The sequence below is a fragment of the Vibrio sp. N418 genome (assembly GCF_000222565.1).
Lineage (GTDB): Bacteria > Pseudomonadota > Gammaproteobacteria > Enterobacterales > Vibrionaceae > Vibrio > Vibrio scophthalmi.
This window is the reverse complement of record NZ_AFWD01000024.1, coordinates 1-14,251: the sequence shown is the minus strand read 5'-3', so window position 1 is coordinate 14,251 and position 14,251 is coordinate 1. Positions and strand designations below refer to the sequence as shown.

Annotated in this window: 13 protein-coding genes and 8 tRNA genes; 14 read left to right on the top strand and 7 right to left on the bottom strand. The window is 43.4% G+C overall.

Annotated features, from left to right (window positions below; genetic code table 11):
- The first annotated feature begins 105 nt into the window (after positions 1-105).
- On the top strand, positions 106-405 hold the full coding sequence (locus RH86_RS03745) for a peptidylprolyl isomerase (RefSeq protein ID WP_263053151.1): 300 nt from the start codon (positions 106-108) through the stop codon (positions 403-405).
- 85 nt (positions 406-490) lie between these two features.
- Here the strand turns inward: RH86_RS03745 and RH86_RS03740 are convergent, their stop codons facing one another.
- The 4 genes from RH86_RS03740 to RH86_RS03725 form a co-directional block, all read right to left on the bottom strand.
- Positions 491-1,423, bottom strand: a complete 933-nt coding sequence (locus RH86_RS03740; protein WP_009385058.1) for an LpxL/LpxP family Kdo(2)-lipid IV(A) lauroyl/palmitoleoyl acyltransferase — start codon at positions 1,421-1,423, stop codon at positions 491-493.
- 115 nt (positions 1,424-1,538) lie between these two features.
- Positions 1,539-1,859 (bottom strand): c-type cytochrome, encoded by a 321-nt coding sequence (locus RH86_RS03735; protein ID WP_009385057.1) that lies wholly within the window; start codon positions 1,857-1,859, stop codon positions 1,539-1,541.
- Between the two features lie 154 nt (positions 1,860-2,013).
- A complete protein-coding gene (gene ltaE / locus RH86_RS03730; protein ID WP_009385056.1) occupies positions 2,014-3,018 on the bottom strand; it encodes a low-specificity L-threonine aldolase in 1,005 nt (334 codons plus the stop codon).
- 34 nt (positions 3,019-3,052) lie between these two features.
- Positions 3,053-3,583 carry an NUDIX hydrolase gene (locus RH86_RS03725; RefSeq protein WP_009385055.1) on the bottom strand — a complete coding sequence of 177 codons (531 nt, stop codon included), beginning with the start codon at positions 3,581-3,583 and terminating at the stop codon, positions 3,053-3,055.
- Positions 3,584-3,843: 260 nt separating this feature from the next.
- Here RH86_RS03725 and RH86_RS03720 point away from each other — a divergent pair, with 260 nt between their 5' ends.
- Both RH86_RS03720 and viaA read left to right on the top strand, forming a co-directional pair.
- A complete protein-coding gene (locus tag RH86_RS03720) occupies positions 3,844-5,508 on the top strand; it encodes an ATPase RavA domain-containing protein (RefSeq protein WP_086026426.1) in 1,665 nt (554 codons plus the stop codon).
- An 8-nt stretch (positions 5,509-5,516) separates the two neighbouring features.
- Positions 5,517-6,962, top strand: coding sequence for an ATPase RavA stimulator ViaA (gene viaA, locus RH86_RS03715; protein WP_009385053.1), 1,446 nt, complete (start codon positions 5,517-5,519; stop codon positions 6,960-6,962).
- Positions 6,963-7,063: 101 nt separating this feature from the next.
- On the opposite strand, the gene RH86_RS03710 is transcribed toward viaA, so the two are convergent.
- Positions 7,064-7,945 (bottom strand): DMT family transporter, encoded by an 882-nt coding sequence (locus RH86_RS03710; RefSeq protein WP_009385052.1) that lies wholly within the window; start codon positions 7,943-7,945, stop codon positions 7,064-7,066.
- Positions 7,946-8,082: 137 nt separating this feature from the next.
- Here RH86_RS03710 and RH86_RS03705 point away from each other — a divergent pair, with 137 nt between their 5' ends.
- The 8 genes from RH86_RS03705 (at position 8,083) to RH86_RS03670 (ending at position 11,845) form a co-directional block, all read left to right on the top strand.
- A complete protein-coding gene (locus RH86_RS03705; protein WP_009385051.1) occupies positions 8,083-8,574 on the top strand; it encodes a MarR family winged helix-turn-helix transcriptional regulator in 492 nt (163 codons plus the stop codon).
- Between the two features lie 78 nt (positions 8,575-8,652).
- Positions 8,653-9,009 carry an MmcQ/YjbR family DNA-binding protein gene (locus RH86_RS03700; protein WP_005594516.1) on the top strand — a complete coding sequence of 119 codons (357 nt, stop codon included), beginning with the start codon at positions 8,653-8,655 and terminating at the stop codon, positions 9,007-9,009.
- A gap of 177 nt (positions 9,010-9,186) precedes the next feature.
- Positions 9,187-9,260: transfer RNA gene (locus RH86_RS03695), tRNA-Cys, on the top strand.
- A 33-nt stretch (positions 9,261-9,293) separates the two neighbouring features.
- Positions 9,294-9,369, top strand: a tRNA-Gly gene (locus RH86_RS03690).
- Positions 9,370-9,453: 84 nt separating this feature from the next.
- A tRNA-Leu gene (locus RH86_RS03685) sits at positions 9,454-9,540 on the top strand.
- Between the two features lie 29 nt (positions 9,541-9,569).
- Positions 9,570-9,645: transfer RNA gene (locus tag RH86_RS03680), tRNA-Gly, on the top strand.
- 32 nt (positions 9,646-9,677) lie between these two features.
- Positions 9,678-9,751: transfer RNA gene (locus RH86_RS03675), tRNA-Cys, on the top strand.
- A 141-nt stretch (positions 9,752-9,892) separates the two neighbouring features.
- On the top strand, positions 9,893-11,845 hold the full coding sequence (locus RH86_RS03670) for a GGDEF domain-containing protein (protein WP_190275895.1): 1,953 nt from the start codon (positions 9,893-9,895) through the stop codon (positions 11,843-11,845).
- 42 nt (positions 11,846-11,887) lie between these two features.
- On the opposite strand, the gene asnA is transcribed toward RH86_RS03670, so the two are convergent.
- Positions 11,888-12,895: an aspartate--ammonia ligase gene (gene asnA, locus RH86_RS03665; RefSeq protein ID WP_009385049.1), complete on the bottom strand. Its 1,008-nt coding sequence runs from the start codon at positions 12,893-12,895 to the stop codon at positions 11,888-11,890.
- Positions 12,896-13,291: 396 nt separating this feature from the next.
- Here asnA and RH86_RS03660 point away from each other — a divergent pair.
- From RH86_RS03660 to RH86_RS03650, 3 genes are all read left to right on the top strand, one after another.
- A tRNA-Leu gene (locus tag RH86_RS03660) sits at positions 13,292-13,378 on the top strand.
- A gap of 26 nt (positions 13,379-13,404) precedes the next feature.
- Positions 13,405-13,480, top strand: a tRNA-Gly gene (locus RH86_RS03655).
- 32 nt (positions 13,481-13,512) lie between these two features.
- Positions 13,513-13,586, top strand: a tRNA-Cys gene (locus tag RH86_RS03650).
- An 84-nt stretch (positions 13,587-13,670) separates the two neighbouring features.
- On the opposite strand, the gene RH86_RS03645 is transcribed toward RH86_RS03650, so the two are convergent.
- Positions 13,671-14,105 (bottom strand): DUF4174 domain-containing protein, encoded by a 435-nt coding sequence (locus RH86_RS03645; protein ID WP_038219204.1) that lies wholly within the window; start codon positions 14,103-14,105, stop codon positions 13,671-13,673.
- Positions 14,106-14,251 lie beyond the last annotated feature (146 nt).

Here is a 14,251-nt window from a genome sequence, read left to right as displayed (position 1 = left end):
ACAAGATCAGAGATTGACAGAATAAGATGCTGTGAATGTGACAATGGTACAAAGGTATGATGAAGATCTCATAATTTTTGGTACAATCATAAAATATTGAGATTGATAAACGAAAGAGACACAAGCATGGCTAATACAGCAGCGGCTCTACACATTTTGGTTAAGCACAAAGAACAAGCTGAAGATATCATCAAGCAGCTAAAGAAAGGCGCAAAATTTCAAGCGCTTGCAAAAAAATACTCAAGCTGCCCATCAGGTAAAAATGGTGGCGACCTTGGTGAGTTTCGTAAAGGCCAAATGGTCCCGCAGTTTGATAAAGTTTGTTTCAGTGGCGAAACTTTGGTACCACATTTAGTCAAGACCAAATTCGGTTGGCACGTAGTGAAGGTGCTGTACCGTACCTAGTGTTTAGTCCGAGTACGAGAGATACTAAAAAGCCCCTTTCGAGGGGCTTTTTAGTATCCAAAATCTGTCTTGTTCTACTTGTTGCTTATGCATTGGCGGTATAAAGACACGCTTCGCCTTCTGGGCGAGTTTTAAAGCGGCGATGTAGCCACATGTATTGGCTTGGAGCGGCAAGAATTGAGTTTTCAACTGCTTTATTGATAAATGCCGCAGCTTCGGTTTCATCATCGCTCGGGAAGCCTTCTAACGGTGTATGAATGGTTAGAATATAGTGGTCATTCTCATCGCGAACCATGGTGAAAGGTACGATAGCACAATCAGAAGCATTCACGAGTAGGCTGGTACCTGTCGTGGTGCAGGCATTCTCAACCGCAAACAGCGGTGCGAAGGTTGAACGACGGCGACCATAATCATGATCCGGTGCATACCAAACTCGTTCTGCCGTTTTCAGGGCGTGAATCATCCCTTTAACGTCTTTACGGTCAATCAAAGTGCGATTTGAACGAGAACGGCCATGATATTGAAAATGATCAAAGCATGGGTTGTTGTTCGGGCGATAAACCCCCATGCCAGACATATGAATGCCAAAAGCACGTGCGCCAAGCTCTAAGTTCATTGAATGAACGGCCAGCATCAAAGCCCCTTTACCTTGCTTTTCAAGTTCAACCAGCTTATCTAGGCCGACAATAGTCACGTGTTTATTAACACGTTTATCGGGCCAAAACCATGCCATTGCGGTTTCAAATAGCGCAATACCGGTGTTTTCGACGTTCTGTTCGATCAAGCGCGCTTTTTCTTCCTCACTCATGTTTGGGAAACATAAATCAAGATTGCGGCGAATGGTATGGGTGCGCTTTTTCATGCGCTTTAGCGCAAAACGTCCTATCCCTTTACCTAGACTCAGTTGTAGCTTAAACGGCAACGTACTAAGCAGGAACATAAACGCGACCAATAGAAGCGTACCCCAGTAGCGAGGGTGGAGGAATTTTAGCTGGAACGATCGTGTCGTGTTTTGCATTAACTGTTCGTCATATTTTAAAGGTGGCGCAGTCTATATCGAAGGCGGTGATTACACAAATGAAAAATGCCGCTTGTGGAAGCGATCCGTTAGCCTTGATATCTCTGTGATAAAATTAAGGTTGTTCGGCGTAAAATGCGGCGATGTCTTTTAGATCTTGCTCGTTCAAGTTACGCAGTTGCGCTCCCATCATTTGCGCCATGCCACCGGTGCGTTTACCTTGCTGATAATCCAACATCGATTGATAAAGATACGCGGCATTTTGCCCATTAAGATTAGGGTAACTTGGGTTGATGGCCTTACCTGTTTGCCCATGGCAGAACACACAGCTTGGTGATTTTACTTTTCCGAGTTTGGCATCGCCGAAAGACTCGGCAAACGTGAAAGAAGAAAACACTAAAGGCAAAAGAGAAAGCCAAACGAATTTGTTAATCATGTGATGATATCGCTGTAGTTACTTGAAATAAAAAAGCGCTTCCTAGTCTCAGGACATACTTAAGGGAAGCACACTGACGCATCAGTAAAATATAATGCGTCAGATTGACAGCGCCGATATTACATTAGAGTTGCGATGGGCTCTAGTTATGAAATTAGATCGCAGCCGAGACTTTCAATAATAGTGTTTCAATATCTTGTGCAGAGATGTCTTTATGGGTGACAAAGCGCAACGGATTGCTTGGTGAGATAGTAATACCATCTTGAGCGAGCTTTTCTGCCAATGCTTTTACGTCAACGCTATCATCGAGTTTGGTGAAAACGATATTAGTGTGAATGAACTCAGGATTGACGGAGAAGCCGTCGATCTCGCTTAACCCTTCAGCTAAGCGCTTCGCATTGGCGTGATCTTGCTTTAATTGTGGCACTTGCTCGGTTAATGCGAGTTTCCCTGCCGCGGCTAAAATGCCTGCTTGGCGCATACCACCACCTACCATTTTTCTCAAACGACGTGCTTTGGCAATAAACTCATGGCTACCGAATAGTAGTGAGCCAATTGGCGCGGCTAATCCTTTTGAAAGACAGATTGTCATGGAATCAAAGTATTGCGCGATCTCTTTGACATCTACATCTAACGCAACCGCAGCGTTATAAACGCGCGCGCCGTCCAGATGCAAGGCGAGTTGGTGTTTATCGACAAATTTCCTTGCTTGCGCAAGATAAGCTAAAGGGAGCACTTTGCCATTGATGGTGTTTTCAAGGCTTAATAGACGAGTACGCGCAAAATGGCTGTCATCGGGTTTGATTGCCGCCTCGAGCTTGGCAAAATCGAGCGTACCATCGGGATTGTTTTCGATTGGCTGTGGCTGAATAGAACCGAGCACGGCAGCCCCACCGGCTTCATAGCGGTAGTTATGCGCTTGCTGGCCACATAAGTATTCATCACCACGGCCGCAGTGCGCCATTAAACCGAGTAAATTCGCTTGTGTACCAGAGGTGGTAAACAGGGCCGCTTCAAAGCCGTGGCGCTCAGCTGCCCATTGCTCTAATTCATTGACGGTTGGGTCATCACCATAAACGTCGTCACCGACAAGAGCATTGGCCATCGCTTGACGCATTGCTTGCGTCGGTTTAGTTACGGTATCTGAACGAAAATCCATGAATGTTCCTTTATTGATTGCGGCTAAAAAGCATTTAGATATAACCACACAGCTTAGCTTTGGATAGGCAGGCTATGCTTTTAGCATCGGTGATTTCACCATTAATGATCATTTGTTCTACTTGAGCAAGCGGTAAATGGATAACTTCAATCACCTCATCGTCATCGCACTGATAACGAGCGGTTTTGCTGAGTTGTTTGGCGACAAAAAGATACTGGATTTCATCACAAAAGCCGGCAAGTGGTGTCACTTGGCCCAACGGCTGAATGGTGGCAGCGCTATAGCCGGTTTCTTCTTCTAATTCGCGACAAGCACATTGTTCAATGGGCTCGTCGTTTTCGAGTGTGCCTGCCGGTAGCTCAAGTAACCACTTTTTAAGCGACGGTCGATATTGGTTAATCATCACGATGTCGCCGTTGTCGGCAATCGGCAGGATTACCGCTGCGCCAGGATGAGCGATAGTGGTATGAACGATTTGTTGACCATTGGGTAATTCAACCTGTTCTTCAACCAGTGAAATACGCTTCCATGTATGGATCACATTTTGGTAACTTGCTTGCGTCATGGTATCGGTCGATTCTTAAGAGACTGATGCTACCTTAGCGATTTATTCTGTGGAATAAAAGCGTCTAAATTCTAATAGGTTGAGAATCACTCGAATGAAAAAGTGATGCCTATCTCAATTATGCAAACAATGATTGCATTCCGTTCCCGCAAAAGTGGTTCTGTTATAAATATTTGCTCTATTCTTTAAATGTATGTGTAACATTTTGATAACAAGTGTTTACATTTAAGGAAGCTAATACCGCAGGGTCAAGGAGCAAAATGTTGATAAACACTTCACGAGTGAATCACTCCAATAAAGCACTACTTTCTGAACGTATCAATAAGCTAGCCAAAGCGCTGTCGGATGGCGTTTATGAGCGTGAAGATACGATTAAGATGTGTTTATTGGCGGCACTTGCCGGTGAAAGCGTGTTTTTGTTAGGCCCTCCGGGTATCGCCAAAAGTTTGATTGCCAAACGCTTAATTCAAGCTTTTGATAACTCGTCCTATTTTGAATACTTGATGACGCGTTTTTCAACGCCCGAAGAGGTATTTGGCCCACTTAGTATTCAAGAGCTAAAAGATCACGGTCGTTACCATCGTTTAACACAGGGGTATCTGCCAACTGCACAAGTCGTATTTCTTGATGAAATTTGGAAAGCAGGGCCGGCAATCCTGAATACCTTATTAACGGTAGTGAATGAAAAAACCTTCAAAAACGGCAGTGATGTAGAGCGTGTACCGATGCGTTTGTTGGTCTCTGCTTCTAACGAATTACCCGACCAAGACAGTGGATTAGAGGCGCTTTATGACCGCATGTTGGTGCGCATCTTTGTCAATCGAATCCAAAACAAACAAAACTTCAAATCAATGCTCACAGTAGGGACTGCGCAAGAGGCACAAATTCCACCGGGTTTGGCGATTACCGATTTGGAATATCATCAGTGGCAGCAAGAGCTTGATCAACTGACGCTGGGCGATGATGTGTTTGAAAAGCTTTATCAGTTAAAATCACTGCTTGAGCAAAAGGCGGCGGATGTGGGGGTTGAATTCGCCCAATCAGACATGTACGTCTCTGACCGCCGATGGAAAAAAGCGGTCAAGTTACTTAAAGCCAGCGCTTACTTTAATGGCCGTGAAACCATTAATCCGCTTGATCTACTGCTATTACAAGACTGTTTGTGGAACAGCCCAGAATCACTTGAAATTGTGCAACAGGTCATGAACGACTTTGCACTTAATCATGCTTTTGACCAGCAAGAGGTAGAGCAGCAACTGAACGTGTGTCGTGAAGAACTCGCTGATGTGCAAGAAGAGTTGGAAGCGGAGTTCTCGATGTTGGTATCGCTGGAATCGACCACGGGTTTGATTAAGAAGCAAATTCATCACTACGATGTGAGTGATGCTAAAGCCTATCAAGTTGGTAATGCCAAAGATCTGGTTAAATTGGTGTTACTACAAAGCAATATGTCAGTGTCGGAATCCGAAAAAGGTGATAGCCGCTGGATCTATGTACCTAAGCATGAGCTAGAGCGTGTAGTCAAAGAGGGCAGTGGCAATGTTTACGGTTACGTAAACCAGAATACGAACCTTTGCTTGCTACGTTTTGATTTAGACGCGGCGAACAATTTGATCGTCAAAGATATCGCTAACCGCGCGGTACTGGTCGGTTTGGTGACGAAAAAGGGGCTTGATGCGGCGACCTATCAAGAGTGGTTGGCCAAGTCTGAGCAAGCGGTCGCGCAACTAGAACATGCAGAACATCATTTGCGTAAAGTTAAGTCGAATTTTCATGGTGCGCTTCCTCATGGCTTCATTCATCCAGAATTGCCGATTGCGATGGAAGCGGGCTTACAAAGCTTGCAGCAACAGCTTGAATCGACCAAAGCCGAGTGTGAACGCACGGTATTTCGATTTAAAAATCTTGATCAGTTCTTTGCATAGGTGACGGCATGTTAGGCGCAGACGGACTTAACCTTGCATTGATGATTGCCGATTCAGGCATTATCGATTCGGCAGTGAATGATTTGATGGCTCGCTCACAAGTGATGGCGATGGCGGAGAATCGCGGTATTAAATCATCCGTAAAGAATCATTTGGTTAAGTGGCGTGGCAGCGTTAAAAAGCGTATTACCAAAGTATGCGAAACGGAACGGTTTCAGCAAGAGCTGGCGCTGTATCAAGAAGTGATCCATTGGGATGAAGCCCGGTTCTTCCAACAGATACCAGAAGTGGTGAAGCAGCTTGAATGGCATAGTGCGTTTTATTTACAAGCCCGTCGACTGTTGGAGAAAAACAAAGGGTTATCTAACCCAATGTTCCCTCATTATTTTTGCGATCAATGGTATCAAAGTTTGTATGATGCGATTCGCCAAGCGCAGTTAACAGAGTTAGAAGTCAACAAAGAGAAGGTGTTGAAAGATCTTTACCAGCGCATGGAAACCATGAAAAACATGGATAAAGTGACGCAGGAAGGTGATGAAAGTAGTGTTGGACGCCTATGGGATATGGCATCAGCTAAGCTGAGTAAAAATGATCTCACCGTCATGAAGCGTCACGCCGAGTTTTTACAAAAACACCAAGGCTTACAAGAAATTGCCGAGCAGCTTGGACGTATGGCCAGTGAGGTCAATGATCCTAGTTTACAACGCACACCAAAAGAAGAACTTCAAGTGGTGGAAGAGCTCAGCGATGAAGCGACCGATGATATTGTTGGTGTGCATGAAAGCGATGATCTTAATAAGCTACTGCCAAACGAAACCCTATTTCTCGCTTATCCAGAATTGGAAGTGATCTTCTATAAGCATTTAGTGGATAAGCGACTGATGAATTATAAAACTCAGGGTAAATCACGCACTTTACGTAAAATACGTGCCCATACGCCTGCTCACAGTAAAGCGGACATCGATAAAGGCCCGTTTGTGGTCTGTATCGATTCTTCAGGTTCAATGAGTGGCTTTCCTGAGCAATGCGCTAAAGCAATGGCTTACGCGCTGATGCAAATCGCATTGGCCGAAGAACGGGAATGCTATGTCATGCTGTTCTCAACGCAAGTGATCACTTACGAGTTAACCAAGCAAGATGGCTTGCGTGAAGCGAGCGACTTTTTAAGTTATAGCTTTCATGGTGGTACGGATCTAGAGCCGGTGATTAAGAAAACGGTCTCGTTAATGCAGGGAGATAAGTACCGCAATGCCGATATGGTGGTGATTTCTGATTTTATTGCGCCTGTTCCGGTGGCGGAAATGCAGCAACAAGTGTTGGATTTAAAAGCCTGCTCTAATCGCTTCCATGCGATTAACTTGTCTAAATATGGCAACCCCGAGTTACTACAGATGTTTGACCATAGCTGGGCATATCACCCCAATTTAGTTGGACGTTTGATGCGTAAGTGGTAACCCCGCGAAGCATGTAGATGAAGGTAAGGCTATGACTCTCGTGGCCTTCTTTTTAACCGGCAAGCTTGAACAAAAATAGCGTTGACGGGGATAGGCGGCGATTAGATTAGCGCTTTACGACGTTTACGTTGCATCACGATCTGTGGTAGTAACGACATTATGATCATGCCAACCATTAAGCTGTATTGAAACGAGCTAAATTTCTCCCCCATCAGCAGTAAGCCAAACACGATGCCTGCAATCGGATTGGCGATGCCGCCAAAGGTAAATTCCACTACGGTCATGCGCTGCAATAGCCATACATACAAACCATAGCCTAATGCGGTGTTGAGAATGATCACCCAGAGCAAACCACCCAAATTGTGGGCATTAAACTGGCCAATCGCAGTGAGGTAAGACAAAGGTTCAAACACACCATGTATGGTGGCGACTAAACTAAGCAAACTCCCACCCAGAATAAGCTGCCAAGTGAGCACCTGCCACCAATGCATACTGGTACCAAGTGATTTGGTAATATCACTACCAATCACGATACAAATGATGGCTGCGAGCATTGCCAGCAGCCCAATCGGGTTGAGCGTAATTTCGCTTGGGTCAAAGAGCAACCATGCCAATAAGATCAATAGGGCGCCACATATCGCTTGAATAGCCGCAGGAACACGCCCGCGAAACAACCAATGATAGAGCATGGCAAATACAGGGACTGACATCATGCCTACACCCGAAATCGCCGATGGTAGCGTCAGTGCCATCACAAAGATCAAGCAGAAAAAGATAGCGATGTTGATAGTGCCAAGCAGGGCAAGTTGACGCCACTGTTTACCATGTGGCCACATGGGTTTAATGGATAACAATAGCAAACCAGCAGGCAGAGCTCTTAATGCTCCGAGTAGAATCGGTGGCCAGTTAGGCAGTGCATACTGGGTTACCGCGTAGGTCGAACCCCAGAAAAATGCGGGGATCATCGCAAGGAGTATATTCATAGTGCCGTTTTTGACAGTAACCCATTGCTGGTTACTTATCTTTACATAAAGATATTAATCGTAGAATGTACGGTGATAGTCGAACGATGTAAAGTGTCTTTACGTAAAGATAAAAACCAATTTAATAGCAGTGAGTCATGAAACAGGATCCGGTAGAAAGAGCCATTACACAATGGGCGGTACAAAAACCGCACTTAGATACCGAGCCAATGGCGATCATTGGCCGAATGTTGCGCTTAAGTAAGCATTTAGAAACGCGTATTGCGAAATTGCACAAACAACATGATCTTAAAATGGGAGAGTTTGATGTGCTGGCCTCACTACTGCGCAGCGGAGAGCCTTATGCGTTAACTCCGAATGCGTTGTTAAGTGCTTTAATGCTCACCTCTGGGGCGATGACGAATCGACTTGATAGGCTTGCCGATAAAGAATTGGTTTCACGTGCGAGCAATCCGTTGGATCGACGTAGTGTGAGTGTGCAACTCACCGATAAAGGGTTAGAGTTAATCGAGCATCTAATAGAGCAACACGTTACTTTGCAGCAGGAGTTGATGGCGGGTATTGCAGTCAATGAACGAGAGCCGCTAAATCAACAGCTCAAACAGTGGTTGATGACGTTCGATACGTAACAATCATTATGTCTCGATGGATTTGTCGACATCGTGACGAAAGATGTCTCACCGAAAACTGATTGAAAGGGAAGTACAATGACAAATACAGAGTTGGCGAAATTTCTTGATTCATTCCAATGTGCAGAAGCCGATTACCCATTTGGTCCGGATGCTTTGGTGTATAAAGTGAAAGGCAAAATGTTTGCTATTTTAGCAAGACGAGAAGGGCGAGAGTACGTCACTCTAAAAGTAAAGCCAGAAGATGGAGAAGTGCTCACTTCCCAGTTTAATGATATTACCCCAGGCTATCACACCAACAAACGCCATTGGATTACCGTGTATTATCCAGGTGATGTAGAGGATGGCATGGTCGAAGATTTGTGCGAACGTTCGTATGCGCTGGTGGTTAAAGGACTTAAAAAGCTTGAACGTGTTGCGTTGGGTTTTGATTAGTCATCGGGATTAGGTCATATTGGCGTTATAAAATTTGTTCAATTTGATCGAATAGTCACCCAATCGCTTTTATATTCGGCAAACAAACAAAGAATTAATATTTTTGTTTGACTCTGATCCCGTAATCCGTAAAGTATGCAGCGAACGCAGCGGTGGGTAACTCAAGCGTTTCATTAAGGCGCCTTGGCAGAGTGGCTATGCAGCGGATTGCAAATCCGTGGACCTCGGTTCGACTCCGGGAGGCGCCTCCATTTTCTCTTAAAGAAAATGCTTTGATACAAAATGCGACACTAGCTCAGTTGGTAGAGCGCAACCTTGCCAAGGTTGAGGTCATCGGTTCGAACCCGATGTGTCGCTCCAAATAATAAGATAGCGATAAGCTCATATCGATATCCAGATGGTGTTTTACTTTTCAGTAAAGGCCTCACAAGTTTAGATTTGTGTGCCCTGGTGGTGGAATTGGTAGACACAAGGGATTTAAAATCCCTCGACGTTCGCGTTGTGCCGGTTCAAGTCCGGCCCGGGGCACCATCTAACCCGTTACGATAGTAACAAAAATTGCGACACTAGCTCAGTTGGTAGAGCGCAACCTTGCCAAGGTTGAGGTCATCGGTTCGAACCCGATGTGTCGCTCCAATTTCTCTCTCTGAGAATTGGTCAAAAATAATGGCGCCTTGGCAGAGTGGCTATGCAGCGGATTGCAAATCCGTGGACCTCGGTTCGACTCCGGGAGGCGCCTCCATTATTTTCCTTTTACATCGCGATATCCCTCATTATAAGAAAGTTACGACATATAATATTGCATCATACACAAAGCAAACGATTGTGTGCTGCTATGTTCCGTTGTACTATTGCGCCCCTTTTTCTTGATAGGCTTTTCTACGTGTTCCCGCGTGTTAGTAGATTCGTTTTTATTTTACCGGTTATGTTTGTTACATGGGCTATTTATCACCAAATTAATAGTCCATCTCAAGCGTTTACTTTGGATTTTATAAAACAAAAGCAAGAAATTACATCTAATTTGCCTAGCCATCAGTGGAAAGAGTGGTTAGATGAAAGCCGCGTTATGCCTAGTTACAAATGGCGAGAGTTACTTGATCGGTCACATTTAGAGCCGGATATTGTTGCGGATAGGATTCAAAAGATATTAAAGAGTAAAGTAGATTTCACGCTGCTTGATTATGCTTATCTCAATATTATTTTGCACAACCTTTCACTCTATAGCGAAGAACTATGGATAAAAGAAGCAATGGGCATCGTGCCACAAAAAATTGTTCAGATAGAATGGATGGATCTTTTACTAGAAGCAGAGTTAGCTTTGCATATTTGGCATTCTAGTGATAAACGCATAGGGTATCTTCTGTTAGAAGAATTACTCACTAACGCAGAACTTAAAAAACATGCCTTTTTAATGCCAAGACTGTTGAATTGGGCTGGGAGTATGGCGTTAGCAGAACATGAACTTATTGAAGCGCAGAAGTATCTATTGAGAAGTACTTACTTGTCAGGTTTGCATAATGAACGATTATCACAGAGTAAAAGTCACTATAATCTAGCAAAAATGTACTTAATGATGGAACAAGGAAAGCAGGCCTTGCATCATATACAAAGTGCTCGAAAGATTCATAACCAACTTTCAGAACCTGATCATAGTGTTCAACAGTTATATTGGTATAATGAATCGGTAATCCAAGGTAAAATAGGCAATATTCCCGCAGCAAAATTGGCTGATTTACAAGCCCGCAAGTATTTTCAACTAAGTCAACAAACTATGCGTTATCAAATTCTTGATATAAGAAGCCAGATAAATATTGCGCTGCTTAATAAAGAATACATGCAGGCTAGTTCCCTAATAGAACAATGTATATCACTTAGTCAGAGAGAACAATTTACCTATAACTTAGGACGCTGCTATCTAAAACGTTCTAAGCTGGAAGTTGCTAAAAAAAATTACTCTGAAGCTCTAGAAGCAATAGACCTAAGTATACATAGCTTTCAGGTTGATAATAAAATCTATTCAACATTCAAGACTCTTAAATATAAAACAAGAATATTTGAGCTAAGTGGTGATTATAGATCTGCGTATGCACTTGCGAAGCAGGTATATCAAACTGAAAAAAATCAATTGCTTTCAAAACTACATGACTTAACTCATGCCCAAGAAACATTAGATTTGTTACTGCAAAGGGATAAATTAAGTAGAAACAACCATGAAAAAAGTTTAGCTCTTACAAAAAAGCAACGATATTTAGCCTATGCTAGTTGGTTTGGGGTGGTTGCCATATTATTGATGGTATTCATGAGCATTAGAACCTATCTAATTAAGTGCGAAAATAAAATATTAGTGACTCATTCCGGTGTGGATCAATTAACAGGTTTATTCAATCGCCATCATTATTACCTTCAATTGTCGAAAGGAAAGGAAATATCCCTACATGACGAATATTATCTAGCTCTTTTAGATGTAGATTACTTTAAATCGATAAATGATACTTATGGCCATATGGTTGGGGATGAAGTATTAATAAGGCTAGCAGAAGCTGTGAAGTTAAAATTACATACTAAAGAATTGTTTGTACGTTGGGGGGGGGAAGAGTTTTTACTGTTAATTAAAGCAGATAAGAATGCAATTCAACGTTTGGATAATATACGAGAAACAATCGCAAATTCTCCACTACAAACTTCACATGGACTGGTGAAGGTGACAATATCAATTGGTGTTAGCCGAAAAGCCGAACCCGGTCAATTCTTAGCCGATGAGAGTTACTTTTTTGAAGCTGATCAGAGCCTATATCGAGCTAAAAATAGTGGGCGGAATCGAGTTGTTGCTAGTTAATAATAACGGCCTCTGGTTTCAGGGGCCGTTATCATTGGTTTATTACAGTAGTTGAATTTTATTCTCTTCGCACTCTGCAATCATCGCATCAGGCCAGATAGACGACTGAACTTCACCAATATGCGCTTTTTGTAAGAAGAACATACAAATACGGGACTGGCCGATACCGCCGCCAATGGTGTAAGGCAGGGATTTGTCTAAAACCATACTGTGGAATGGCAGTGAAGCGCGATCTTCGCAACCGGAAAGGGCTAGCTGCTCGGTTAGGCTCTCTTCACAAACGCGAATGCCCATTGAGGAAAGCTCCAGAGCGCTATCAAGCACTGGGTTCCAGAACAGTAAGTCGCCATTTAAGTTCCAATCATCGTAATCAGGCGCACGACCATCGTGTTTTTCACCATCAGAAAGGGCATGGCCGATGTTACGGATAAATACCGCTCCATGTTCTTTACAGATCGCGTTTTCACGCTCTTTTGATGATAAATCTGGGTAGCGGTCAAGCAACTCTTGCGACGTAATAAAGGTCACCTTGGCGGGAAGGCGTCTTTCTAATACTGGGTATTCTTGATAGATATAGTTTTCTGTTTTTAGGAAAGCGTTATAAATCTTTTCAACGGTTGTGCGCAGGTACTCTTCATTACGCATCGATTTATCGAGCACCTTTTCCCAATCCCATTGGTCAACATAGATCGAGTGAATGTTGTCTAGCTCTTCATCGCGACGAATCGCATTCATGTCAGTGTAAAGCCCTTCATCTTTTTGAAAACCATAGCGACCTAGCGCCATGCGTTTCCATTTCGCCAAAGAATGAACGACTTCAACCTGAGCACCGTTGTCGTCAAGTAAGTCAAAGCTTACCGGGCGCTCAGTACCGTTTAGGTTATCGTTTAAGCCAGTTTCTGGCTTAACAAACAATGGTGCAGAGACACGGGTCAAATACAGTTCATAAGCCAGAGCATACTCAAAGTAATCTTTGAGCTTTTTAATCGCGACTTCGGTATCACGCAGTTCGAGTAGAGGTTGGTAATTGGTTGGGATTTGTAACTTCATCAAAGATCCTTTTTATGAATTAGTCCAATATTTTTAATAATTTACGCGAGAGTTTTGTCAGCGTCCATCATTTGTTGATTACAAAGCGCACAATGAGTTTTTGTCGTTCGTGCGTTAATAGCACTCAAGGCATGAAATCTATCGATGGTGAACGGTCAAAAACAGAAATTGGGTTTAGAGAATGCGTCATTCTATTTTGAGGGGTAGCGGAAAAAGTAGCGAATTTGGTATGAAATACGCACATCAAGATCGTAAACTAAGCAGTTGATTGTTTTGGTCAAATTTATTGTTGACGTAAAATTATAATCGGGTAAAGTACGCCTCGTTCTCACGGCGAAAGCGGTGAGAGATGGTGCTTTACTTGTTCGTAAAGGCATCACAAATTTAGATTTGTGTGCCCTGGTGGTGGAATTGGTAGACACAAGGGATTTAAAATCCCTCGGCGTTCGCGCTGTGCCGGTTCAAGTCCGGCCCGGGGCACCATCTAAATCAGTTACTTAGTAACTAATGCGACACTAGCTCAGTTGGTAGAGCGCAACCTTGCCAAGGTTGAGGTCATCGGTTCGAACCCGATGTGTCGCTCCAATTTCTCTTCCTGAGGGGTTGGAACAAATAAAGGCGCCTTGGCAGAGTGGCTATGCAGCGGATTGCAAATCCGTGGACCTCGGTTCGACTCCGGGAGGCGCCTCCATTCTATTTTTATCTCAAAGTACAATCTCAAGATTTTTATCTACTCTACTTTTTATCTATCCCAAGTTTTAGTCTCTGTCATTATTTAGATTGAACATGGATCTTTTCGTCTCTTTTTCTCTTGTTTTCCTAGGTCAGTATTATCAATTACTTGCTTTAACGTCTGCCAATTTATCTTTTTCCCCCAGCGCAATTTCTCTTGTCCATTTTTATCAATTAACACGGCGGTATGCTGTTGTGAATTGATCTGAAAGAGATTAAATAACACGCCAAGATCAAAGTGCTCTTTTACCCATGGCGGTTCACTGTCGCCATCTTCTGTTATCACTAACGTGACAATGTCACGATTTTTTAGGTCGCACTCATTCATTAAGGCTTCCAGTAAAAAACGTTCCACATATTCATCTCGCAGCGGAGAGAAGTAGATAATACTGCGGTGAGACCAAGCATGCCCGCTATTTGGGAAAGAATGCCCTTTGAGTGGAAGTAAACACAATAGTAAAAGCAATATTCGTGACATGCTGGTACCTACAACTCGCTGGATAAATTGGTTTGGCTTAGTAGTCGCGCTATTGACGGCAGTACGATGAGCGCTTTAACCTCAAACCTTTCTATACGATCATTATAGAAGGTTGGTACACTGTGATGATGACTTTAAGCTAGAAC

What these genes read in the sequence shown, in the direction of transcription:
- RH86_RS03705 (WP_009385051.1), top strand. Translation starts at nt 8,083, where the DNA reads ATGAAACAGGATCCGGTAGAAAGAGCCATTACACAATGGGCGGTACAA.
- RH86_RS03645 (WP_038219204.1), bottom strand. Translation starts at nt 14,105, where the DNA reads ATGTCACGAATATTGCTTTTACTATTGTGTTTACTTCCACTCAAAGGG.
- RH86_RS03720 (WP_086026426.1), top strand. Translation starts at nt 3,844, where the DNA reads ATGTTGATAAACACTTCACGAGTGAATCACTCCAATAAAGCACTACTT.
- RH86_RS03700 (WP_005594516.1), top strand. Translation starts at nt 8,653, where the DNA reads ATGACAAATACAGAGTTGGCGAAATTTCTTGATTCATTCCAATGTGCA.
- viaA (WP_009385053.1), top strand. Translation starts at nt 5,517, where the DNA reads ATGTTAGGCGCAGACGGACTTAACCTTGCATTGATGATTGCCGATTCA.
- RH86_RS03740 (WP_009385058.1), bottom strand. Translation starts at nt 1,423, where the DNA reads ATGCAAAACACGACACGATCGTTCCAGCTAAAATTCCTCCACCCTCGC.
- ltaE (WP_009385056.1), bottom strand. Translation starts at nt 3,018, where the DNA reads ATGGATTTTCGTTCAGATACCGTAACTAAACCGACGCAAGCAATGCGT.
- RH86_RS03735 (WP_009385057.1), bottom strand. Translation starts at nt 1,859, where the DNA reads ATGATTAACAAATTCGTTTGGCTTTCTCTTTTGCCTTTAGTGTTTTCT.
- RH86_RS03725 (WP_009385055.1), bottom strand. Translation starts at nt 3,583, where the DNA reads ATGACGCAAGCAAGTTACCAAAATGTGATCCATACATGGAAGCGTATT.
- RH86_RS03710 (WP_009385052.1), bottom strand. Translation starts at nt 7,945, where the DNA reads ATGAATATACTCCTTGCGATGATCCCCGCATTTTTCTGGGGTTCGACC.
- asnA (WP_009385049.1), bottom strand. Translation starts at nt 12,895, where the DNA reads ATGAAGTTACAAATCCCAACCAATTACCAACCTCTACTCGAACTGCGT.